This window comes from Candidatus Brocadiaceae bacterium, assembly GCA_012728835.1.
In the GTDB taxonomy this organism is placed as follows: domain Bacteria; phylum Planctomycetota; class Brocadiia; order SM23-32; family SM23-32; genus JAAYEJ01.
In genome coordinates this window covers 1-20,946 of the sequence record JAAYEJ010000017.1, presented here as the reverse complement: position 1 = coordinate 20,946, position 20,946 = coordinate 1, and the positions used below count along the sequence as shown (strand labels likewise).

The following is a 20,946-nucleotide window of genomic DNA, read 5'->3' as shown; positions in this document are numbered from 1 at the left end:
CAGGGGGGCGAGCGTTCACTCAGGCCTCCATTAGACCTCATGGGCGCGGCGGCCGCAAGCGACGCGCCCCGGCACGGACGAACACGGACCGACACGGACGCACACGGACCGGCACGGACGAACACGGGCCGGTGCACTTGGTGCTTGACACGGCCGGGGCGGGGCATTACACTAATAAGGAAATCGTTTCCACATTATGGAAATGCGATGATCCAGTCAATCCAGCGGGCAATGGCGGTTCTGGAAGCGGTGTCCGAGGATCCGGAGCGGCCCACGTCGCTGTCCGAGGTCGCCGGGCGGCTGGGGCTGAAGCTCAGCACCTGCGCCAACATCCTCCAGACGCTCCTGGAGCTTGGCTACCTGGACCAGGCCGACTACAAGGGCGGCTACACGCTCGGGCCGATGGCCTATCACCTGACGCGCAAGGGGCCGTATCGCCGCGGCCTGGTCGAGGCGGCCATGCGTCCGATGGCCGAGCTGGCCGGGCGCGTGCGCGAGAGCGTGCTGCTGGCCGCCATGGGCGGCGGCCGGCGCACGACGCTCTGCCAGGTGGACGGCAACGAGTCGTTCCGTATCCGCGAGGGTTTTCTGGCGCAGCAGGACGTCTACCGCACCGCCACCGGGCGGCTGCTGCTGGCGCATCTGCCGGAGGCCGAGTTGCGCGCGTTCCTGGCGGTGAACGGCCTGCCGGGAGCGCGGCACTGGCCGGAGGCGGGCACCGAGGCGCACCTGCTGAGCCGCCTGGCGGCCCTGCGGCGGGCCGGGCGGGCGATTACCGAAGGCGACCCGGCGGGCATCGCGTGCCCCGTGCGCGACGGGCGGGAGGTGGTGGCCGCGCTCGGGCTGTTCCTGCCGCGCGCGCGCTTCCAGGGCGAACACAGGACGCGGGTGCTGGCGGGCGTCGCCGAGGCGGCCGCAGCCATCAGCAGGCAACTCGAGGAGCAGAGACGTGACGCTGACCGAACGCATCGTTGAGGAGGCCCGGCGTCTGGGCGCCGACCAGGTGGGCATCGCCCCGGTCGAACGCTTCGCGGGCGCGCCCCTGCGCATGAGCCCTCAGGGCCTCATGCCCGGCGCGCGCAGCGTGGTCGTGATGGGACTGCACCACACGGACGCCTCGGTGGAGCTGGGCGCCGAGCCGCGTCCGCAGCCGGAGGGGGCGTATCTCGTGCAGTGGCGCGTGATGAACCCGAAGCTGGACGACCTCTCGTTCCGGCTCGCCCGCTTCCTGGAGGCGCAGGGCGTGCGCGCGCTGCCCATCGTGTCCAGCAACATCTGGCGCTACACGGGCTACAAGGACTTCAAGCTCGACTTCGCGCCGGACCTCGCGCACCGCTACGCCGCCGTGGCCGCCGGCCTGGGCGAGATCGGCTGGAACGGCCTGTTCATGACCGCCGATTACGGACCCCGGCAGCGCGTCGTGAGCGTCATCACCGATGCCGAGTTGGCCCCGACGCCGATGTACGACGGCCCGCCGCTCTGCGACAAGTGCATGGAGTGCGTCAGGAACTGCCCGACCGACGCCTTCCGCAAGGAGGTCCGGGGGATCAACGAAATCGAGATCGGCGGGCGGACCTTCCGCTTCCCCGACACGAACAAGTGGCGCTGCGCCTGGGCCGAGAACTTCGGGTTGGACCTCGCCCACGAGATCCCCGAGGTCGTCAACGAAGAGGTGCTCCTGACCTACCTGGAGAAGTACGGCACCGCCGGCGGCGAAGAGGGCAGTTGCCTGAAGTTCTGCATGACGCCCGCACGCCGCGTGTACGATGCCGACTACTGCCGCGCGCCGCGGCGCAAGAAGGAGCCGTCCGCACTGAGCGGTGCGGAACTCGTGGAGGGCATCCGCGCGATCGCCGAGGCCGGCGGCGTGGACGCGCTGGCCGTCGGGACGGCCGGGACGGTGGAGGCGGCGACCGGCCAGCGGCCGGCGCTGCACCTGCCCGACGCCGCCTCGGTCGTCGTGCTGGGCTGGCGGTCGCCCGGCGCCGGCGCGACCCGCAACGACGCCAACCTGCCCCGCCGCATGGACTACACCGCCTGGGAGGTTGCGCACTACCTGGACGTGAACGGGCACTCCGCCATCTGCCACACGCGCATGAACGACGTGCAGTCCGCGCGCGCCCTCGGCGTCCCGAAGCCGGGATACCGATACATGACGGTGCTCACGAGCGCACAGCTTCCGGCGGCCCAGGTGCACGCGGGGCCGCAGGAGCCGCCTTCGGCGGACGACCTGCGTGCGTTCTGCCTCGAACGGGGCGCCGACCTGGTCGGGTTCTTCTCCGCCGAACGCTTCTCCGAGTTCCGCCGCGCCGTCGGGGACCCCGCACCGCGCCAGGCCGTACGGGACGCCAACCCGGGGCCCGGGCCGTTCTTCCCGGAGGTGGTCACCGAAGGCGGCCGCCTGCTCGGCCCCGAGGACTGGCTGCCGGGCGCGCGTTCGGTCATCGTGCTCGGGATGCGGTTCCCGGACGCCGCGCTGGACACGGCCAAGGTCACGCCGGCCGAGACGATCGGCCCGTTCGCCTTCGCGCAGTTCGAGACGCTGAACCTGCTGGGCGACGTCGCGTTTCACGTCGTGCGCCGGCTGGAGCGGTCGGGCTGGCGCGCCACGATCGCCAATGACCTGACCGGCCGGGCGTCGAAGGTGCGCAGTTCGCGCGGGCTCCTGCCCGACATGCGGGCCAACGCCGACGCGGCCCTGCTGGCCGGGCTGGCCTACGTGGGCGTGCACGGCCATCCCATCACCCCGCAGCACGGCGTGCGGCAGCGCTTTGTGGCCATCGTGACCGATTGCCCGCTGCCGGGCGACCCGCTCCTGCGGACGCAGCCGGCCTGCGCGCGGTGCGAACACCCGTGCGTGTCGGCCTGCCCGACGTGCGCGCTGAACGGCCACGGGCGGACCGTCACCCTGGAGGGCGTGGACTTCGATCTGGGGGCCGTCGACGGGTTCGCCTGCGACTGGGCGAAACGCTACTGCCTGAGCGGCCGCGAGGGACCCGCCTACATGGGCCTGGACGTCGACGTGCCCGTGCCGGAGTCGCGCACCGCGCAGGCCGTTGCCGAGGCCGTGTGCGACGTGGACTGGGGCGCGCAGAAGCGCCATCTGAACGTGGCGGAGGAGTGCCTGCGCGTCTGTCCGGCGCACAGGATCCACCGTGAGGAGAAGAGCGATGTTCGATAGGGACGGGTTCATGGCGTTCGCTCGCCAGGCGGGCGCGGACGTGATCGGCGTGGCCGGCATCGACCGGTTCGATGAGCTGCCCGAGGCGAAGCACCCGCGCGCGATCTTCCCGGAGGCGCAGTCGGTCATCGTGCTGGGCCGCCGCATCCCGCGGGGCGCGTTGCGCGGCGCCGAGGAAGGGACCAACTTCCTGAACTACACGCTCTACGGCGCGGAGTGGCTGGAGAACCGCTTCCTGCCCATGCTGACGTTCCAGATTGCCGAGGCGCTCGAGAGTGACGGCTGGGAGGCCGTGCCGCTGGCCAACCTGCCCCCCGAGGTGCCGCCGATGGGCGTCTCGGTCGCCGAGGGCAAGCCGGCGCCGAACGTGATGCTGGACCTCGACGACGCCGCCGTGCGGGCGGGCGTGGGCGAGATCGGCTACTGCCGCGTGCTGCTCACCCCGGAGTTCGGCCCGCGCCAGCGCATCCAGATGATCCTGACCGACGCCCCGATCGAGCCGGACCCGATCCTGGAGGCGCCCGTCTGCCCGCGCAGCGACGAATGCCGCGGACACTGTCCGCTGGGCGCGTTCGGTGAGGAGACGGAACGCGTGATCGCCGGCAAGCGCATGACGGTCGCCGAGGTCGACTGGTCCCTGTGCGCCGGCTGCAGGAACGGCGCCCGGGGGAACCCGTCGCACCCGGCCGGCCGGCCGGACCGCCTGGCGGCCTATTGCATGCGGAGCTGCGTGGACTTCCTGGAGCGCACGGGCCGCGTCTCGCGCGCGCTCAGCGAGCCGTTCCGCAAGCGGGAGCCCTGGCTGGTCCGGTCCGAGACCGATCTCTTCAGGGTCCGCTGAACGGGAGGACGCAACCATGGGCGCAGGAACCATCACCAAGGACGCGATCCGCGAGTTCGCGCTCTCGCGCGGGCTCGAGCTGTTCGGCGTGGCGAACATCGAGCGGTTCGAGAACGCCCCGAAGCGGATGCATCCGGCCAGCATCTACCCCGAGACGAAGTCCGTCATCGTCGTCGGGCGCCAGATCGTGCGCGGCGGCTGGCGCGGCATCGAGGAGGGCACCTACTGGCCCAACTACACCTACTTCGACTACCACGGGCTCCTGAACACGCTCTTTATCCCGCTTCCGCTGTACGAGACGGCCTGCTTCATCGAGGACCACGGCTACGAGGCCGTGCCCTACTACCCGGGGGTGCCGCGCGAGGCCGACCCCAGGGACCGGAAGCTGCGCGACGACGTGCAGTCGGACGTGCAGATATCCATCCGCATCGCCGGAGTGGCGGCGGGCGTCGGCGAGATGGGCTGGTCGAAGGTGTTCCTGACGAAGCGGTTCGGCCCGCGACAGCGGCTGGCCGCGATCTTCACCGACCTGGAACTGGAGCCCGACCCGCTGATCGAGCCGAACAGTATCTGCAGGCTGGACATGTCGTGCGTGAAGGGCTGCCCCGGCGCGATCCCGCATATCAAGGAAGGCAAATTCGTCGAGATCACGATCGAGGACAAGACCTACCGCTGGGGCGACGTGGACATGGGCAAGTGCACGCTCATCTTCCACGGCGGCGACCCGCGCGTCTCGCCCTTCATCCCCAAGTCGATGCCGGGCTACCGGTTCGACGTCATGGCGCAGAACGTGTCCGAAGAGGGGGCCTACAAGTTCTGCTGGCCGATGTCGCTGCGCGACTGGCGGCGGTCGGCGGAGTTCCCGTCCGGATACCTGATCGAAGGACACGCCTACATCCACAAGTGGGGCGTCGGCGGCAGCTACGCCGTCGAGGGCTCGCGCGGCTGCATGCGGAGCTGCTTCAACTACATGGAGAAGCACGGGCTGGTCGAGGAACGCCTGCGCAACGGCGAGTTCATCCGCCGCCCGCGCTGGCTGCTGGATACCGCCGGCCGGCCGACCGAGCCGGAGTAGCCGGCGCCGGAGGCATGCGCCCTGCAGGGCACGCCGCCCCGGCGGGGGGCCGCCGCCACGCCGCGGGAGGGGCACGCTCCGTCGTGCCCGTCCTCGGGCAGGGACGCCCGGGGCGACCCATTGGGGGAGGGCGCCCGTGCCCCCCCCGGCGAGGACGCTCCACGCTACCTGCCGTGCGGACCGCCCGGCCCCCCGGGGCCCTGTCCCCACCCGTGTGGCCCGGGGCGGAAGTAGGGGGCCGTCTCCCGGCGCGCCGCCGCCAGGTCATCGCCCCTGTTCTCGAGGAACTTGAAGAACGACTCCACCGTTTCGGCGGCCTTGCGCAACTCCTTCGGTCCCTCGAAGACGAGCGCGGCGCCCTTCTCGTGCCGTTCCCAGTGGGTCCGCAGGCGGCCCGAACGCAGGATGCCGCGCATCTCTCGCGCCGCCGCCATGGCCTCCGACAGGTTCTCGACGGCCTTGACCTGGAGCTTCACGGCCTCCTTCATCCTGTCCGAACCCGGGTGCGGCACGTCCATGCGCAGGACCACCCCGTCGCGCTGGGCTTCGATGAGGTGAGGCTCCCTCGGTTCCCGCGCTCCGCCGGGCCGGCCGGCGGGGATGAGGCGCTGGATCGTCTCCACTGCCCGGCGGTTCTTGCCCTTGATCTCCACCGACATGACGCCGCCATCGGCCTTGGCCGACAGGGCGGCCTCGCCCGCGGCCAGCAGGGGGACGATGCCCCATGCCTGCACGTCGGAGATGTCCAGCTTGTCGGGCTCCTTCGCGTTCGGGCCCCCCGGCCTGAGCCCCGGCGGAAGCGGGACGCCCGCGGCCCCGGCGGTGCCGGGAATGTGCGATGGCCCCGCGCCGGCGCCGCCGTGAGTGCCCGGGCCGCCCGCCGGATGCGGGCCGGGCGTCTCGAACAGGCCCCAGCCGCCCGGGTCGAAGATGCCCGAGGCGCCGGGACCGAACACGGCCGCGCCGACCGGCCCCGCCAGAAGCGTCAGCAGATCGCCGCGGTCGTGCTGCGGGCCGCCGCCGGGGTGGAGCCCGGCCTGCGGCGGAATCACGATGGGGGGCCCGGGGTCCGGCCTCTGGTGTGCGCCCCGTTCGGCGCGGCCGCCGGCCGCGACACAGACGAGCGCGCTGATCGCGACCACCGCCAGTCCTGCACCCCGCGCTGCACTGCGCCATGCCGCCATCTGCCCACCTCCATCGCTGAGGGACCGACCGTCCGACTGGAGGTAGTGTAATGCCCGGCGGGCCCGGGGTAAACGGAATTCATCTCCGGCAGTGGCCGCCCGTGCCGGTCCGTGTCCGTCCGTGTCCGTCCGTGTTCGTCCGTGTTCGTCCGTGTGTCCGTGTCTGTCCGTGTCTGTCCGTACGCGCGTCAGGCGCGGCGGTGTCTGCACGGCCTCGCGCAGTCAGTTCACCGGACCTTCACAACCGTGCCGGTCTCGAGCGACTCGATGGCGGCGGCCAGCACCTTCTGTGCGGCCAGGCCGTCGGCGCCCGAGCCGTCGATGTGTTCGGGGGCGACGCCGTCCGCCACCTGCTGCATGAAGGTGTGGATGCGGTTGATGAACGTATCGGTGAAGTCGCGCATCCCGCCGAAGACCGGGTTGGTGTACACGGTCTTCTCGGGGTTGCCGGCGGGGTAGAGGGTGGCTTCCCGCCACATGTCGTCCAGGACGAACCGACCCTTCGTGCCGGCCACCTCGCAGCGTTCCATGGGGTGGCCGCGTTCGATGTCGTAGCTGCCGGTCAGGCCGCCGACGGCGCCGTTGACGAAGCGCATATTGAAGTGGGCCGTGGACCAGATCGCGCGGCCGGGGGCCTTTGTGGCGAAGCACTGCACGGCCTCGATGTCGCCGCAGAAGTAGCGCATCACGTCGACCGTGTGCGGGTGGAGGGCCTTGAGCTGGAAGTAGGGCGAACTCTCGGTGGGGTTCATGATCCACATGGCCATGTTCACGAACAGCAGGTGGCCGAGCCGGCCCTGTTCGACCCACGACTTCGCCAGCCGGGCGGCGGGCGTGAACCGGTGGTTCAGGTTGATGCCGAAGCAGAGGTTCCGTGCGCGGGCGGCGGCCACCATCTCCTCGGCCGGCGCGATCTCGTTGGAGATCGGCTTCTCGCACAGGACGTGGCACCCGGCCTCGAGGGCCTGCATGGTGGGCGTGTAGTGCTCGCTGCCGTACTCGTATCCGCCGGTGGCGACGCTGACAACGTCCGGCCGGAGGTCGGCCAGCATGGCGGGCGCGTCGTAGAAGGCGGGCACGCCCAGGCGGGCGGCGGCGGCGTCCGCGCGGTCGCGGCGCAGGTCGCAGACGCCGACCAGCTCGCAGAGTTCATCGGCCTTGTGGATGTCGGCGTGGCGGTTCCCGATCGGGCCCAGGCCGATCACGCAGGTGCGCAACATGGTCTCTACTCCTTCGTCGCTTCCCGGGCCTGCAGGCGCGCGGCCGTGCCGACGTCGCCGATGTGCAGCGAGTCGTAGGCCTGTTGGGAGGATTGGAACGGCCCCGTCACGCCCTTGCAGCCGTGCCACCGGGGGTTGGTGAGCATGGGGTTCGTCCGGCCGGTTTCCTTCTCGCGGCGGGCGATCCAGGCGCTCATGCGGTTCTGGAGGAACTCGACGACCTCCGGCTCGTCCGGGGCCAGGTTGCGGGATTCGCCGGGGTCTTCGATCAGGTTGTAGAGCTCGATCTCGGGCTTGAAGTGGAAGTCCGGCTCGAGGGCGCGGATGAGCTTCCACTCCGGCGTGCGCCAGCCGTGCTTGCGCATCCAGGTCGCCTCGGTCAGGTACGACTCGACGGTCGGTCGGCGCGGCGTGCCCTGCATCTCCGGGAGGAGGCTCTGGCCGTCGAACGGCAGGTCCGTGGGGATGCCCAGGATGTCCAGGATCGTCGGCGTAACGTCCATGAGCGTGGCGTAGCCGCTCAGGCGCAGGCCGGCCGGCACGCGCCCCGGCATGCGGAAGACCAGCGGCACGCGCAGGGTGCACTCGTAGAGGCCGTGGTGGTCGAAGTAGCAGTCGTGGTCGTAGAGCGTCTCGCCGTGGTCGCTGTCGAGGACGATCAGCGTGTTCTCATCGAGTCCCAGGGCGCTGACCTGTGCGAAGATGTTCCGGATGCAGGCGTCCATGTAGGCGACCGCGCCGTCGTACTGCGCGATGATGTAGTCCTTGTCGGTGACGCCGGGCGGCATCCAGGTGGCGAAGTAGTCGGCGAAGGGTTTGAAGGCGAAGACGGGGTCCATGGACCGGTTGTCGGGGTCGAACTCGTCGCCGGCGTAGAAGATGCGTTCGAAGGGGTGGGGGGGCAGGTAGGGCGAGTGCGGGTCCATGTGGCGCATGAACAGGAAGAACGGCCCGGGGCCGGCCGCGAGGCGCTGGAGTTCCGGCAGGGCGACGGCGTTCAGGTTCTCGGCCTTGGGGCTGCGGCCCGCGGCCAGGCTGCCCCAGCCGGCGTAGTCCAGGTACTTGTCGAAGCCGCGCGAGGCGGGATTGCCCGGGAAGCCCACGCAGGTCGTCTCGTAGCCGTGCTCGCGCAGGACCTCGGCCAGCGTGGGCACGCCCTCGGCCATGGGGCCCTGATGGCGGAGCGCCACCGTGTTGGTGCCGAAGGCGTCGCGGCCGGTCAGCATGTTGCCGTAGCCGGAGGTTGTGGGGATGTGGGGGCTGATGACCCGTTCGAAGGTGGTGCCTCCGGCGGCGAACCGGTCGATGTGGGGGGTCGTCAGGTGCGGATAGCCGTAGAGGCTCATGTGGTCTGCGCGCAGGCTGTCGATGCCGATCAGGATCAGGTTCGGCGACTTCTTCGCCATGGTTGCTCCTCTGTCTCTTCTGCTGTCTACATGTACCCGAGCGCTTTGAGCACGTCTTCGCGCGAGCGCGGCTGCGTGCTGGGCTTCTTCGGGCCGATGTGCAGGGTGTCGTAGGCCTGCTGGGACGACTCGAAGGCGCCTTCGACGCCCGCGCAGTCGTGCCAGCGGATCTCGGTGAACATGGGATTGCGCCGCGCGGTTTCGCCTTCGCGCCGGCGGATCCAGGACCGCATGCGGCCGGTCAGCAGGTCGACCACGTCGGGCTGCGATCCGGCCAGGTTCTCGTTCTCGCCCGGGTCCGTCAGCAGGTTGTAGAGTTCCACCTCGGGCTTGAAGTGGAAGTCGGGTTCGAGCGCGCGGATCAGCTTCCACTCGGGCGTGCGCCAGGCGTGCTTGCGCATCCAGGTGGCCTCGGTGAGGTAGAGTTCGCTGCGGGCGCGGAGTCGCCCGTGCCGCAGGGCGTCGGCCAGGCTCCGGCCGTCGAAGACGGCGTCGGTGCGGATGCCGAGCAGGTCCAGGACGGTGGGCGCCACGTCCTGGAGCGTGGCCGTGCCGGCGAGGCGGCGCCCGGCGGGCAGGCGGCCGGGCATGCGGAAGACGAGCGGCACGCGCAGGGTGCATTCGTAGAGGCCGTGGTGGTCGAAGTAGCAGTCGTGCTCGTCGAGTGTCTCGCCGTGGTCCGCCGTCAGGACGACCAGCGTGTCCTCGTCCAGGCCCAGGGCGGAGACGGCCTCGAAGAGCCCCTGGAGGCACGCGTCCGCGTAGGCGACCGCGCCGTCGTACTGGGCGATGACGTAGTCGATGTCCGTGATGCCGGGGGGCAACCAGGAGGCCTGGAAGTCGCGCATGGGGCGGAAGGCGAGCACCGGCCGCATGGACGTGTTGGCGGGGTCGCACTCGTCGCCGGCGTAGAACATGCGTTCGAACGGCGCGGGCGGCAGGTAGGGGGCGTGCGGGTCCAGGTAGCGGAGCATCAGGAAGAACGGCCGGTCGCTCCCGGCCAGGCGCCGGAGTTCGGGCAGGGCGACGGCGGCCAGGTTCTCGGCCTTCGGGCAGCGGCCGTCCTCCCACGCGCCCCAGCCGACGTAGTCGAGGTAGCGGCCGAAGCCGGGCGCGCACGGCTCGGTGTCCTTGAAGCCCACGCAGGTCGTCTCGTAGCCGCGGTCCTGCAGGAGCGCGGCCAGCGTCGGGGCCGTCATCGCGCCCTTGTGCCGCAGCGAGACGACGCCCGTACCGAAGCAGTCGAGGCCCGTCAGCAGCCCGGCGAAGGCCGGCGTGGTGGGAATGTGCGGGCTCAGGACGTCTTCGAGCACGACGCCGCCGGCCGCGAACCGGTCGATGTGGGGCGTCGTGAGGCGGCCGTAGCCGTGCAGGCTCATGTGGTCGGCCCGCAGGCTGTCCAGAACGATCAGGAGCAGGTTGGGTTGTCTGTCCATGGAGGCGCGAACCGGTATGGACCGTATGAAGACTGTGGACGGCTCAGGTCACGTGAACTCGATCCTGCGCCCCTGTTCGGCCGATTCGTAGCAGCCCAGGACGAGGCGCAGCACGTCGCGGCCTTCTTCGGCGGTCGCCACCGGCGGGCGCCGTCCGTGCAGGAACTCCGCCAGGGGCGCGGCCAGGCCGGCGATGCGCTCGCCCTGCGAGGTGACCTCGGGCAGGTCGCCGACCGTCCACCCGTCGTCCCCGGTCAGGAACCACTTCAACTGGATGCCGCCGGGGGGGCGCGGCACGCTGCTGCTCGGGGCGTCGCCGTAGTTGCCGACGATCAGGCCGTTCTCGCAGACGACCTCCACCGTGTTCTCTCCGGCCGGTGCGACGAACGTGCACGAGACCTCGCCGAAGGTGCCGTCGGCGTATCGGAACAGGGCGATGGCGTTGTCGTTCGCCACCGCCGGGTCGCGCAGCGTGCCCATCTCGGCCGACACGCTGACGGGCATCCCCAGGAGCCAGTAGATGAAATCGACGGCGTGGGAGGCGTCGTCGGCGAAGATGTCGCGGTTCAGCTCCGGCCGGACGTGCCAGCTCCGGGCGAAGTCGGGCCAGAGGTGTGTCGACAGGCAGTGGCGGCGTCGGACGATGTACGGCCGGCCGAAGCGCCCGTCGGCCAGCAGGGCCTTCACCCGCAGGTTATGCGGGTCCGCGCGCATCTGCCAGGCCATGCTGAAGGGCACCCCCGCCTCGCGGACGGCCTCCACGATGCGGTCGGCCTCGGCCATCGTGAGGGCCATCGGCTTCTGCAGGACGATGGCCTTGCCGGCGCGCGCGGCGGCCTCGGCCAGGTCGGCGTGCATGGACGTCTCGGCGCCGATGACCACGGCGTCGACGTCGGCGCGTGCCAGCAGGGCGGCGGGGTCGGGGCAGCGTTCCAGCCCGAAGCGCTCGCAGGGGCCGGCGGCGCGTTGCCCGTCATGGTCCCACCCGGCGACCACGCGGATGCCGAACTCGCCGGCCTGCCAGCGCGCGCAGTAGGCGCTCACGTGGCCGTGGGCGAACCCCAGGATTCCCACCCGGACCGCTTGCATGTTCGCTCCCCTCTATCGGGCGCCCAGGGCTTCCAGGCAAGCGTTCATGTAACCGTAGCTCTCGGCGGCGATGATTGTGCGTTCGGTCAGATCCTCATCCTTCGCACCGATGACCTCCAGGTCGACGGGCCCGTCGTAGCCGCCGGCGACCATCCCGCGGAAGTAGCCGGGCAGGTCGACGTCGCCCCGGCCGCACGCCTGGTCGCGGATCGGCCCCGGGCTGGGGCCGCGGCCCTTGCAGTCGCGGATGTGCACGTGGCGCACGCGGCTGAGCACCTGCGGCAGGGCCTCTTCGGGGTTCTCTCCGGCCCGGTAGATGTGGCTCGGGTCCATGTCGATGCCGAAGTGCGGGGACGCGATCCGGTCCATCACCCGCAGGGTTGTCGGCGTGTCGTGGATGCAGGCGCCGACGTGCGCCTTCACGCAGAGCACAACGCCGTGTGCCTGCGCCATGTCGGCCATCCTCGCCATCATGTCCGTCTGCCGCACGAAGTCCTCCTCGACGTCCTTCTTGCCGCCCGGTCCGATGTTGACGACCGGGATGCCGATGGCCTGCGCGGCCCCGAAGGCCTTGCGGAGCCGGTCCTCATCCAGGCGGGCCTCCTCCATGGCCAGCGGCGCCAGGCCGTGGTCGGCCAGCAGGGAGCGGATCGCGTCGACCTGGTCCTCCCAGCGGTCGAGTTCGAGGTGTTCGCACATGCCGGCGATGGCCGACAGCTCCACGCCGTCGTAGCCTGCACGGGCGATGCAGTCGACGGCCGTTTCGAGCGGGAATCCGGAGAACAGGACGGTATTGACGCCGAGCCGGATCATGTCGCAGCCTCCTGTGGGGGGGGAGGCCCCCCCTCAGCCGACGTCCACGCGTTGGCCGGTCTGGAAGGAACGGATCGCCGCCTCGATGACGCGCTGCGCCTTGAGCGCCTCGGCGCCGCTCGCCTCGATCTCGCTCGGGGGCACCTTCGCGATCAGTTGCCTCACCCAGCAGGTGATGCGGCTCTTGAACGTCTCGCCGAAGACGCGCATGCCGCCCAGGTAGTCGTAGCGCTCCGCCTCGATGCTGCGCCGCGGATGGAAGAAGAGCCGTTCACACGCGTCTTCGATGACGAACCGGCCTTCGGACCCGCTCACGTCGCAGCACTCCAGCCCGAAGCTGCCGCCGGCGTCGTAGCTGCCCGTCAGGTTGCCGATGACGCCGTTCTCGAACAGCATGCCGATCTGCGCGTTGGACCAGATGGCGCGGCCCTTGCCCTTGCTCAGGAACGCGTGGACGGTCCGGACGTCGCCGCAGAAGTAGCGCATGACGTCGATCGAGTGCGGGTGCAGGGCGCGCAGGTGGAACCAGGGCGAGGTCTCGTTCGGGTTGTTGATCCACATGCGCATGTTGATCATGTGGAGCTGCCCCAGGCGGCCGTCTTCGATCCACTTCTTCGCGCGTTCGGCGGCGGGCGTGAAGCGGTGGTTCAGGTTGACCGCGTAGGGCAGGCCCTTCTCGGCGGCCAGGGCGACCATCTCCTCGGCCTTGTCGATCTCGTTGCTGATGGGCTTCTCGCCCAGGACGGGCAGGCCGGCGGCCAGCAGTTGCATGGTGGGCGCGTAGTGGTCGCCGCCGTTCTCGACGCCGGCCGTGCACATGCTGCAGGCATCCAGCTCGATGCCGCTGTCGAGCATCTCCTGCACGCTGTAGAACGCCCGGGCGCCGTAGGCGGCGGCCGCCTTGTCGGCGCGTTCCTTGATGATGTCGCAGACGGCGACGACGGTCGTCTCGGGCAGTTCGGTGTAGATGCGGGCGTGGATGTTGCCGATGCCGCCCACGCCGACGATGCCGATCCTGAGTGTCATGTCAGATTCCCCGGGGTTTCCGTGTTGGCGGGCCCGCGGACCTGCCGGCCCATGGTTCCGGCTGGTATACCGGACCCCGCCGGCCGTGTCAAGGCCGGTGGCCCTTTGGGCGGCAAATTGGCGCAACCGACCGTCTGCGGGCGCCCGAGACGGCGGGTCGGGCGCCACCTCTGCCCCTTCGGCGGGATGGGGGGGGGCGGTGGTTGGCCGGTGGCTGCGGGCGTAAGGCATTGGCGCGCAAACGCCTTGGGGTCACCGGCAGGGGCTGATCGGCGAGGCGGCCGATGCCCTGTTTCGCGTAACACGCGACGCGGCGGCCGTGCTACGGAATCGGCCCGTTCGCGGAACGGCCCGGAGAGGGCGTCTGGAGGCGTTTGCACGGGGCCGCGCGGGTGGCGCCGCCCGCCCTTGCCGTCGCGCTCCCGTAAGTCCTTTGCCCGCAACGCGCAACGGGCGCACGCGGCCGGAGGCCGGGCGGGTGTCCGCCTCCCGCTGCCGCGCCCCGGCCGGAAAACGGCGACGCGCGGGAAGAATATCCGGCTTCACAGAATTCGTTTGCTGCCTGTGACTTATCGCCGTCGGGAGGGGGGCGGCCGGTCGCCGGTCGGGCACGAACGGGTTGCGCCGCCGGCGAGTATCGCCTAACATCTCCTCCGTTGGGCGCATGGTCGGAGGGACGGGACAACAGCCAATGAGCGGCAGCCGGGAGCCTATGAGCAGCAGAGTTCGGTCGGACAGACGAGTGCGTTCTCTCCCCGGTGCAGGCGGGTCGCCCCGATTCAAGCAGGGCCCCGCCGTGTGCGTCTGTCTTGCAGCCGCCTCCTGTCCCGCAACGCCCGTTTCCATCCGTCGTTCCTGATTCCCCGGTAGGACATACGGACGTTTCTGGAAGCGACCTGAGGGTCGTCTCGGAGGAGTTGCGTGTCCGCACAGCCTGAAACCAGCGCCCGGATCGAGTTCACCGACGCGGCACACGCAGTGGCGGACCCCCTCCTGGCGTTCCTCCGGGCGGCCACCGAGTATACCTCCTGCGAGGAGTTCTGGCGCGCCGTCCAGCAGGGGATCAAGGAGCGCCTCGGACAGGAGCGCTTCAGCATCTGGTTCCGCCAGACCGAGCTGATGGGCGGTGACGAATCGCGGCTCGTCGTCGGCGTGCCGAACGTCGTCATCCAGCAGTACCTGACCGCCCAGTATGCCCGCGCGGTCGCCGCGACGGTCCAGGACCTGGTCGGGCGGCCGATGGCCGTCGGCTTCGACGTGGCTCCGCGCCTGTTCCGCCAGATGCGGGCCGGCCGGGAGGCCGTCGCCGAGGATCCGCCCGCCGCCGAGCCCCTCTGCGTGCGCCTCGGCGCACCGAAGGCGCCGGCCGACTGGAGCTTCGACGCCCTGATCTGCTGCGGCGCCAACCGGCTGCCCTTCGCCGCCGCCCGCGAACTGGCCGGCCAGGAGAACCCCCGCGTCCGCTTCCTCTACGTCTGCGGCGACTACGGAGTCGGCAAGAGTGCGCTCCTTCGTGCCGTGTACGCCATGGCCGCCGCCCCCGAGCGGGACATGGACCCCGTCCTGATGACCGCCGAGGACTGGTGCAACGAGTACTACCACGCCATCCAGCGCCGGACGACGCACGTGTTCCGGGGGCGCTACCGCGCCTGCCGCATGCTGATCCTGGACGACATCCAGTTCATCGAGGGCAAGGCGGCCGGGCAGGGCGAGCTGCTCCACACGATCAAGCACATCCTGGAGCGGGGCGGGCGGGTGGCCCTGGGCGGTGTGCCCCACGCCGAGGAACTCAAGGAGGTCGATCCGGGCCTGCAGGCGCTGCTTCGGAGCGGCTTCCCGGCCGTGCTCCTGCCGCCCGACGAGGAGGCACGCGCGGACATCGTCCGGCAACTGGCCCGCCGCAAGGGCCTGGACGCCGTCCAGGAGGTCCACTCGCTCATCGCCGGGCGCTATGGCCACAGCTTCCGCGCCATGGAGGCGGCCGTCTGCCGGCTGGTGCTCTACGCCGGCGTCGCCGGCTGCGGCAAGATGGAGCTTTCTGCCGCCCGGGAGGCGTTCGCCGCGATGCAGCCCTCGGCGGCGGCGCCCGTGGGGGTTGAGGCCATCCAGCAGGCCGTTGCGGAGGCCATGTCGGTCACGGTCGAGCAGATCCGGGGCCGTTCGCGCTCCCGCACGGTGGTCCGAGCCCGCCACGTGGGCATCTACCTGGCGGGCGAGTTGACGGACGCGTCCCTGACGGAGATCGGCCGCGCCTTCGGCGGCCTCACCCACAGCAGCGTCAAGCATGCCGCCGACAAGGTCGCACGAGAGCGGCAAGGCGACCCTCAGTTCGCCGCCCTCGTGGATCGGCTCCAGAAGAAGCTCGGCGCCGCCTGAATGCCTCCCGTCTGCCCGTCAGCCGCCCTCCAGTTCCGCCAGAATCGCCTTGACCGCGGCCTCGCCGCTGGCGATCACCTTTCCGTCCGGGCCGACGAAGAGGAACACCGGAACCGTCTCGACCCCGTAGTCCCGGGCCACCTCCGAGTTCATGCCCAGGCAGACGTGCGGCCACGAGAGCCCATACCTCTCGACGTGCCGGCGCGCCGCCTCGGCGCTGTCATCGAGGCCGAGGCTGACCATGGCGAACTTCGGGTGGTCGGCCATCGCCTCGAACTCGGCCTTCAGCCGCGGCGCGTCGGCGACGCACGGCCTGCACCAGGTGGCACAGTTGCCACATCTATACGAGCCTTTCCCGACATGTCACTCACAAGTGTTGCTTTGACATACCGCGAATTCACATCCACATTCCCAATCTGCAACTGTGTTGCTGGAGGATTTGCCAGTATTTCCACTGGCACACTCCTATTACCACTTACGGCCAGAACGCCAAACTTAAGGACCTGTGGTTTCACCAGTACTGGCCGTGACACCACGCCCTTACACTCCAATACCACCTGCGGTGTCACCGGATCGTTGACACACAGCAGAACTTGCTGACTAAAAGGCCCCGTGATCTCTGTGACGTCAACCGCCGCCGTAAGAATCGCTTCTCCACCACAGGCAATTCTATCCTGACGCAGGACCGCCCTTACACACCCGCATTTGGAATAGACCCGTTCGACAACTAACTCGGCATTACCATCATTATGAATAGTGAATGTGAAGCGGGCATAATCGCCATCGATAATACCCTGTCATTAACATGAGCTACTCATCAACTCGCTTCTTTCGACGGATATTACACCTTCGCATCCATATCGTCCCACATGCGAGACACAATAGGCCAACAACACACATGACCCATATCCAATAGCCCGAGCTTCTCTGTCCTTCATCATCCCTCTGCGTATCGCCGACGCCACCAGCGTCATAGCTGTCCATATGGATAGAAATACTTGCTGACGCATACCGGTCTTCTCTTGAATCCGCAGACATAGAATCTGTCTGCTCGTTACCCATGGAAATAAGTTCATCTATGTCAGGTATTACGTCTTCTGGATGATACTGCAATTTCTTCCTGTATAGTCGGTCAAGGCTTTGCTTGCAGTGTTCCGAAAAGACGCCATCAGGGAACCTGTTAAGCAGTCGGGTGTACAACGCTATTGGTGTAAGAATGTCGCCAGTAGGCTCTAGGATGTCGCACATTGTAACGACGACCTGCGCATATGCGTCATCTATGTCATGCTTGTGCACGTCCTCGTCCGACAGCTCTGGCCACCGGGTATCAACCGCTCTCAGCACCTCCCATCCAGTCGCCACCGCTGTCTTGTAATCGCCACGAAAGTTCGCAGATGCAACGATGGACCTTCCCACATTGACCACTTGCAGGTAAGTGCTGTATTGTGGGTCACTCCACACGTCCTGCAGCATGCGCACGCGTCGCTCGTCATTGCGCTCAAAACCATGCGCCCTAATTCTCTCAATCAGCACATTCACAACTCTGCCCGTATCGCGGCCAAAACTAGGGTATTCCTTAAGAAGTTGGTCAAAATAGCCGACCGCCTTATCGGCATTTCCAGCATGTGCGTAGTCGCGACCCATCTCAAGTAGCGCCCATGCGCGGGACGACTCCTCCAGTACCCCTTCCGCCAACAGTCTGTTCCTGGCTGCAATACTATCTTCATACCGAGAGGACAACTGGTATGCCAGCGCCAATTTCTCCAACGCTTCGGTAAGAAGCAGTGGCTTTGTTGCTTGAAGAGCGGGGGCATGTTCTGCAAGTGCGATCATTTGTTTGTAGGCTGTTTCGGCCTCCGGCAACCTGACAAAACAGGAGAGGTTGATCTGGCCTACCATCCGCATAGAGTCAACGAGTACATCATCTGAGTCCGAACGCCGAGAGACAACCTCCTCAAATAACGCAAGACTCTTTGCGAATTTGCCTTGCTTATAGTACTCATGGCCAAGCTGGTGGAGTGAGTTCGTCTCTTGTTGCAGTGATAATCCAGCTCTAGCAGCCTTTTCCCACTCTTCGAGATCGTCTGCCCGTCCAATATCGGCCATCATGCCGATAAAGACACATATGGCCGCACAGCAGAGCGCCCGACGCGACAACAATATGTGTAGACGGCTCATATCCTGCTCTCTTTCCATTCTAGTGTTTCATGACAGTCGGATGTGTGGATAAAGCCGATGGGGCTTGATGCGGGCGTCTTCGGTGGTGAAGTGCCAGTCCACGCCCTTCTGCCGGGCGTTGCGTTCTCTGTACCAGTGTCTTGCCTGCGCCCGCAGGAGCCCTACTTCCGGTATGCGCCGATCCAGGCACTGGCGGGTGGAGACGCTCAGTTCCGACTCGGCGATGTTCATCCAGCTTCCATGCTTCGGCGTGTAATGCACCTCCAGCCGCGAGGCCAGTCGGCGCGCCTGCGCCGGCTCAAATGCCTCGTAGAGCGAGCCCATCTTGTGCGTGTTCAGGTTGTCGCATACGAGCACGACCTTCTCGGCTTCGGGGTAGTCCACCTCCAGCAGTTCCCTGATCTCCTCGGCCCAGTCCACCTTCGTCCTGCACTGCCGGACGTTCACCTTGCGCCATCCTGCCAGCGGTTCGGTGAACAGGAAGTTCTCCGCCGTGCCGGCCCGCTCGTATTCGTGGTCCACGCGCACGGGCCGGCCCGGGGCGGCCGGGATGACCTCGTGCGTCTGCTTGATCAGTTGCGTCGGCTGCTCGTCCATGCAGACCACCGGGAAGCAAGGGTCGTAGGGCCGCTTATAGACCTCCAGCACATCCTCCATGTGGGCCACGAAGTCCGAGTCCTCCTTCGGCGGGATCACCCTGCACTGGCGCAGGTGCGGTTTGGTCTCGTTTTTGTGAGCGTGCGCCGCACCGCCTGGTCCGATATCGAATCGACCACCTCCAGCTCCACCAGCCTGTCGGCCAGCATCTTCAATGTCCACCTGGTGCGGCCCTCCGGCGGAGGGCTGCAGGCAATCGCGATCAGCCGGGCCTCCCCCTCGCCGTCCAGGACGGGAGTTCGCGACGGCCGCTGCTGCTTCTTGCGCTCCAGGGCGGCCTCCAGGCCGCCTTCGACGAACCGCTGGCGCAGATTGGTGACGGTGTTGGCGTGGCAGTGGAATGCCTTGGCCGTCTGCTCATTGGTCCAGGCGGGCCCGTCGGCATCGACGGCCAACAGGATGTTGGCGTGCTTGATGCGATCCGCCTGTGTCTTGCCTTTCCGCACCAGGGCCGACAGCTCAGAGCGTTCCTCGGGCGTAAGCCTGACGACGTACTTCGCAGCCATGCCGACCCTCCTCTCGGGCGAGTCACTCGCCAATGGAGCCGTGGGCAAGACTGCGAAAAACCGCACCCTAAAATCAACGGTCATGAACCACTAAACCTCTCCGGCGTCCTTCCTCTGTGCTCGCCGTTTCCTGTAGGCCAGCCAGAACATGAAGGCGTACAGGATCACAACCACCAGTGCACACCAGCCCCACTCATATAGCCATGAACGGTACGGTACTGGGGATGAAATACGGCCAGCCCGGTGGGGCTCGCGCCGAGATATCGGCAACGTTTCTTTGGCCCTCGTTTCGTCTGCTTGCGGCTCGGCGGTCTCCTGCGCCTCGATCGCGCTCAAAGCAATGTCTACGTCTACCTCCGTGAACTCATTCGGCGTGTGGACAAACTCAAGCGTATCCTCGCCGCGTATGTCCATCACGTGCGTGCCAGGCGGCAACTTGAGTTCGAAGAGTTCGGACTCGAGGGGCAGGTTGAAGTCTACAGAGCCGTCGATGGCCTCGTAGGATTCTGAGTATGTAAGGGTCATCTCCCCGTCGATCTCGGCGTACTTGCGCGTGGTGTAGGTGCCCGGGCACCAGTCACCGCTGCCAGAGCGAAAGTAGTCGTCGCATAGCGTTTCAGTAACCAGACGGTCTCCCATGAACATCCTGGCACTCTTGAGGACCCCGCCCATTTTGGGAAGTAGACGGATCTCCACGCCGACTGCAGTGTTCTCCAGCCCGCACTGGACAACCAGCTCCTTGCCCACCGAAGAGCAAACGACGCTCATCGTCCCTTGGTCCAGAGCTTCCCGGATGCCGCGGGTCCGCTCACCGCCGTCGTTAACGCCGAACGCCCTGAAAGGAGGCATCCAGACCCGTTCCGCATTGATTGTGGCCACGTTGTCCGGGCCACTCGGACTGTCTCGCTGGGTAAGAGCAATGGTTTTGGTCCCGTCGTAAACGTAAGTCGTCAGCGGCACTCCATCACGATGGAGACCACCGGAAAGCGCGACCTGCGCCTCAGATTCCGAGGCCAGCGGCACTGACTCCCGACGCAACGTCCCGCCCTCGAACCACATTCTCTCCAGTGAGTACTCGTTCTGGTCCTCATCCAGTCCGAGCTCTATGCCACTCTCCGCCTTCAGCAGCGCGGCAAAGGCCGCTCCGTGCTTCTGGCTCTCGAAGTGTACGCCGGGCGCCAATTCCTCAAGGGTAACCTTGCGTCGGTACACGTGACGAATGTACTGGCCCTTGCCGGAGAGCCGATCCGAGCCATCTCGGGCGAGGTACGACTTGAGAACGGAGGCCGGATCACCCGCTACACCGAAAGCGGCGCCGGAGGCAGACAGGAAGAAGAGCAAAAGGAGGGCCCAGCCGCGTGTGCGTCGCATTCCACCCTCCGTCACAAATGTCCATGGTGTAACTACTTATGGATCGTCAGCCGTCGGCGATGGCTTCAGAGTTATAACAGGCACCCCTCCTGGTAGTCTGTCAGGGTTTGCCGGTCCCATTCACAGGGGCAAAGGCACTCGGAAACCAGACATGCGCAAACGCCCCCGCCTACAGCGAGGCGCTGAGCGATGGTAACCGTTCACGGGTTTCCGGTCAAGCCGGCAGGAGTGACGGCGCGGGCTGGCCCGTGAAGGAAGCGGTGAGGGCGTTGTGAAGAAACGCACACACAGATCGGCCCTGCTGGGCGCAGGTGGCACGCACCGTCCCTATGCGCTCGGACCACTGCCGTCCGGCCTCCCCGCGCGTGCCCTGCGTGATGCGCCGGTCGATCACCACAAACCGCAGCGCCTGCTCGGCAAGGTTGTTCGTGGGCTCCACACCCGGCGTCGTGATGAAACGGAAGTGGGCCTCGCCGTGTCGACGGAACCGCTCGGCCACGTTGCGCGCCTCCTTCGTCCACGGCGGATGCGTGGCCACATGCACGATCAGCTTCCGCCGCTTCGCCATCGCACGCGCGAACCGGTCC

Annotated in this window: 18 protein-coding genes; 5 read left to right on the top strand and 13 right to left on the bottom strand. The window is 67.8% G+C overall.

Annotated features, from left to right (window positions below):
• Nucleotides 1-207 precede the first annotated feature (207 nt).
• From GXY85_02745 to GXY85_02730, 4 genes are read left to right on the top strand one after another with little or no spacing between them, the layout of a single operon-like run.
• On the top strand, nt 208-975 hold the full coding sequence (locus GXY85_02745) for a helix-turn-helix domain-containing protein (GenBank protein NLW49747.1): 768 nt from the start codon (nt 208-210) through the stop codon (nt 973-975).
• Nucleotides 950-3,181: a hypothetical protein gene (locus tag GXY85_02740; protein ID NLW49746.1), complete on the top strand. Its 2,232-nt coding sequence runs from the start codon at nt 950-952 to the stop codon at nt 3,179-3,181. Before GXY85_02745 ends, GXY85_02740 begins: the two co-directional genes overlap by 26 nt.
• Nucleotides 3,171-4,022, top strand: coding sequence for a hypothetical protein (locus GXY85_02735; protein NLW49745.1), 852 nt, complete (start codon nt 3,171-3,173; stop codon nt 4,020-4,022). Before GXY85_02740 ends, GXY85_02735 begins: the two co-directional genes overlap by 11 nt.
• A 16-nt stretch (nt 4,023-4,038) precedes the next feature.
• Nucleotides 4,039-5,097: a hypothetical protein gene (locus GXY85_02730; GenBank protein NLW49744.1), complete on the top strand. Its 1,059-nt coding sequence runs from the start codon at nt 4,039-4,041 to the stop codon at nt 5,095-5,097.
• Between the two features lie 164 nt (nt 5,098-5,261).
• Here GXY85_02730 and GXY85_02725 read toward each other — a convergent pair whose 3' ends face one another.
• From GXY85_02725 to GXY85_02695, 7 genes are all read right to left on the bottom strand, one after another.
• Nucleotides 5,262-6,281, bottom strand: a complete 1,020-nt coding sequence (locus tag GXY85_02725) for a hypothetical protein (GenBank protein NLW49743.1) — start codon at nt 6,279-6,281, stop codon at nt 5,262-5,264.
• A 227-nt stretch (nt 6,282-6,508) separates the two neighbouring features.
• A complete protein-coding gene (locus tag GXY85_02720) occupies nt 6,509-7,501 on the bottom strand; it encodes a Gfo/Idh/MocA family oxidoreductase (GenBank protein NLW49742.1) in 993 nt (330 codons plus the stop codon).
• Nucleotides 7,502-7,506: 5 nt separating this feature from the next.
• Nucleotides 7,507-8,907: a sulfatase-like hydrolase/transferase gene (locus GXY85_02715; GenBank protein NLW49741.1), complete on the bottom strand. Its 1,401-nt coding sequence runs from the start codon at nt 8,905-8,907 to the stop codon at nt 7,507-7,509.
• A gap of 26 nt (nt 8,908-8,933) precedes the next feature.
• Complete coding sequence (locus GXY85_02710) at nt 8,934-10,343, bottom strand: sulfatase-like hydrolase/transferase (GenBank protein NLW49740.1); 1,410 nt, start codon at nt 10,341-10,343, stop codon at nt 8,934-8,936.
• Between the two features lie 48 nt (nt 10,344-10,391).
• Nucleotides 10,392-11,432, bottom strand: coding sequence for a Gfo/Idh/MocA family oxidoreductase (locus GXY85_02705; protein ID NLW49739.1), 1,041 nt, complete (start codon nt 11,430-11,432; stop codon nt 10,392-10,394).
• A 12-nt stretch (nt 11,433-11,444) separates the two neighbouring features.
• Nucleotides 11,445-12,245 (bottom strand): sugar phosphate isomerase/epimerase, encoded by an 801-nt coding sequence (locus GXY85_02700; protein ID NLW49738.1) that lies wholly within the window; start codon nt 12,243-12,245, stop codon nt 11,445-11,447.
• Nucleotides 12,246-12,278: 33 nt separating this feature from the next.
• Entirely contained in the window at nt 12,279-13,271 is a 993-nt protein-coding gene (locus GXY85_02695) for a Gfo/Idh/MocA family oxidoreductase (GenBank protein ID NLW49737.1), read from the bottom strand.
• A gap of 921 nt (nt 13,272-14,192) precedes the next feature.
• On the opposite strand from GXY85_02695, the gene GXY85_02690 reads away from it, so the two are divergent.
• On the top strand, nt 14,193-15,647 hold the full coding sequence (locus GXY85_02690) for a hypothetical protein (protein NLW49736.1): 1,455 nt from the start codon (nt 14,193-14,195) through the stop codon (nt 15,645-15,647).
• Between the two features lie 18 nt (nt 15,648-15,665).
• On the opposite strand, the gene GXY85_02685 is transcribed toward GXY85_02690, so the two are convergent.
• The 6 genes from GXY85_02685 to GXY85_02660 all read right to left on the bottom strand — a co-directional run.
• Nucleotides 15,666-15,935, bottom strand: a complete 270-nt coding sequence (locus GXY85_02685; protein NLW49735.1) for a hypothetical protein — start codon at nt 15,933-15,935, stop codon at nt 15,666-15,668.
• Nucleotides 15,932-16,438, bottom strand: a complete 507-nt coding sequence (locus GXY85_02680; protein ID NLW49734.1) for a DUF1573 domain-containing protein — start codon at nt 16,436-16,438, stop codon at nt 15,932-15,934. Before GXY85_02680 ends, GXY85_02685 begins: the two co-directional genes overlap by 4 nt.
• 19 nt (nt 16,439-16,457) lie before the next feature.
• Complete coding sequence (locus GXY85_02675; GenBank protein ID NLW49733.1) at nt 16,458-17,843, bottom strand: tetratricopeptide repeat protein; 1,386 nt, start codon at nt 17,841-17,843, stop codon at nt 16,458-16,460.
• 9 nt (nt 17,844-17,852) lie between these two features.
• Nucleotides 17,853-18,988 (bottom strand): IS630 family transposase gene (locus tag GXY85_02670; GenBank protein NLW49732.1). Its coding sequence is split into 2 segments (ribosomal slippage): nt 17,853-18,559 and nt 18,559-18,988, totalling 1,137 coding nucleotides; the frame shifts between segments, so codons are not numbered across the junction.
• A gap of 90 nt (nt 18,989-19,078) precedes the next feature.
• The gene (locus GXY85_02665) at nt 19,079-20,359 is read right to left on the bottom strand and encodes a hypothetical protein (protein NLW49731.1); all 1,281 of its coding nucleotides are present in this window, start codon (nt 20,357-20,359) and stop codon (nt 19,079-19,081) included.
• Between the two features lie 214 nt (nt 20,360-20,573).
• A partial coding sequence (locus tag GXY85_02660; GenBank protein ID NLW49730.1) for a transposase occupies nt 20,574-20,946 on the bottom strand: 373 nt, incomplete at its 5' end.

What these genes read in the sequence shown, in the direction of transcription:
- GXY85_02665 (NLW49731.1), bottom strand. Translation starts at nt 20,359, where the DNA reads ATGCGACGCACACGCGGCTGGGCCCTCCTTTTGCTCTTCTTCCTGTCT.
- GXY85_02725 (NLW49743.1), bottom strand. Translation starts at nt 6,281, where the DNA reads ATGGCGGCATGGCGCAGTGCAGCGCGGGGTGCAGGACTGGCGGTGGTC.
- GXY85_02700 (NLW49738.1), bottom strand. Translation starts at nt 12,245, where the DNA reads ATGATCCGGCTCGGCGTCAATACCGTCCTGTTCTCCGGATTCCCGCTC.
- GXY85_02730 (NLW49744.1), top strand. Translation starts at nt 4,039, where the DNA reads ATGGGCGCAGGAACCATCACCAAGGACGCGATCCGCGAGTTCGCGCTC.
- GXY85_02705 (NLW49739.1), bottom strand. Translation starts at nt 11,432, where the DNA reads ATGCAAGCGGTCCGGGTGGGAATCCTGGGGTTCGCCCACGGCCACGTG.
- GXY85_02710 (NLW49740.1), bottom strand. Translation starts at nt 10,343, where the DNA reads ATGGACAGACAACCCAACCTGCTCCTGATCGTTCTGGACAGCCTGCGG.
- GXY85_02695 (NLW49737.1), bottom strand. Translation starts at nt 13,271, where the DNA reads ATGACACTCAGGATCGGCATCGTCGGCGTGGGCGGCATCGGCAACATC.
- GXY85_02735 (NLW49745.1), top strand. Translation starts at nt 3,171, where the DNA reads ATGTTCGATAGGGACGGGTTCATGGCGTTCGCTCGCCAGGCGGGCGCG.
- GXY85_02715 (NLW49741.1), bottom strand. Translation starts at nt 8,907, where the DNA reads ATGGCGAAGAAGTCGCCGAACCTGATCCTGATCGGCATCGACAGCCTG.
- GXY85_02745 (NLW49747.1), top strand. Translation starts at nt 208, where the DNA reads ATGATCCAGTCAATCCAGCGGGCAATGGCGGTTCTGGAAGCGGTGTCC.
- GXY85_02675 (NLW49733.1), bottom strand. Translation starts at nt 17,843, where the DNA reads ATGGAAAGAGAGCAGGATATGAGCCGTCTACACATATTGTTGTCGCGT.
- GXY85_02720 (NLW49742.1), bottom strand. Translation starts at nt 7,501, where the DNA reads ATGTTGCGCACCTGCGTGATCGGCCTGGGCCCGATCGGGAACCGCCAC.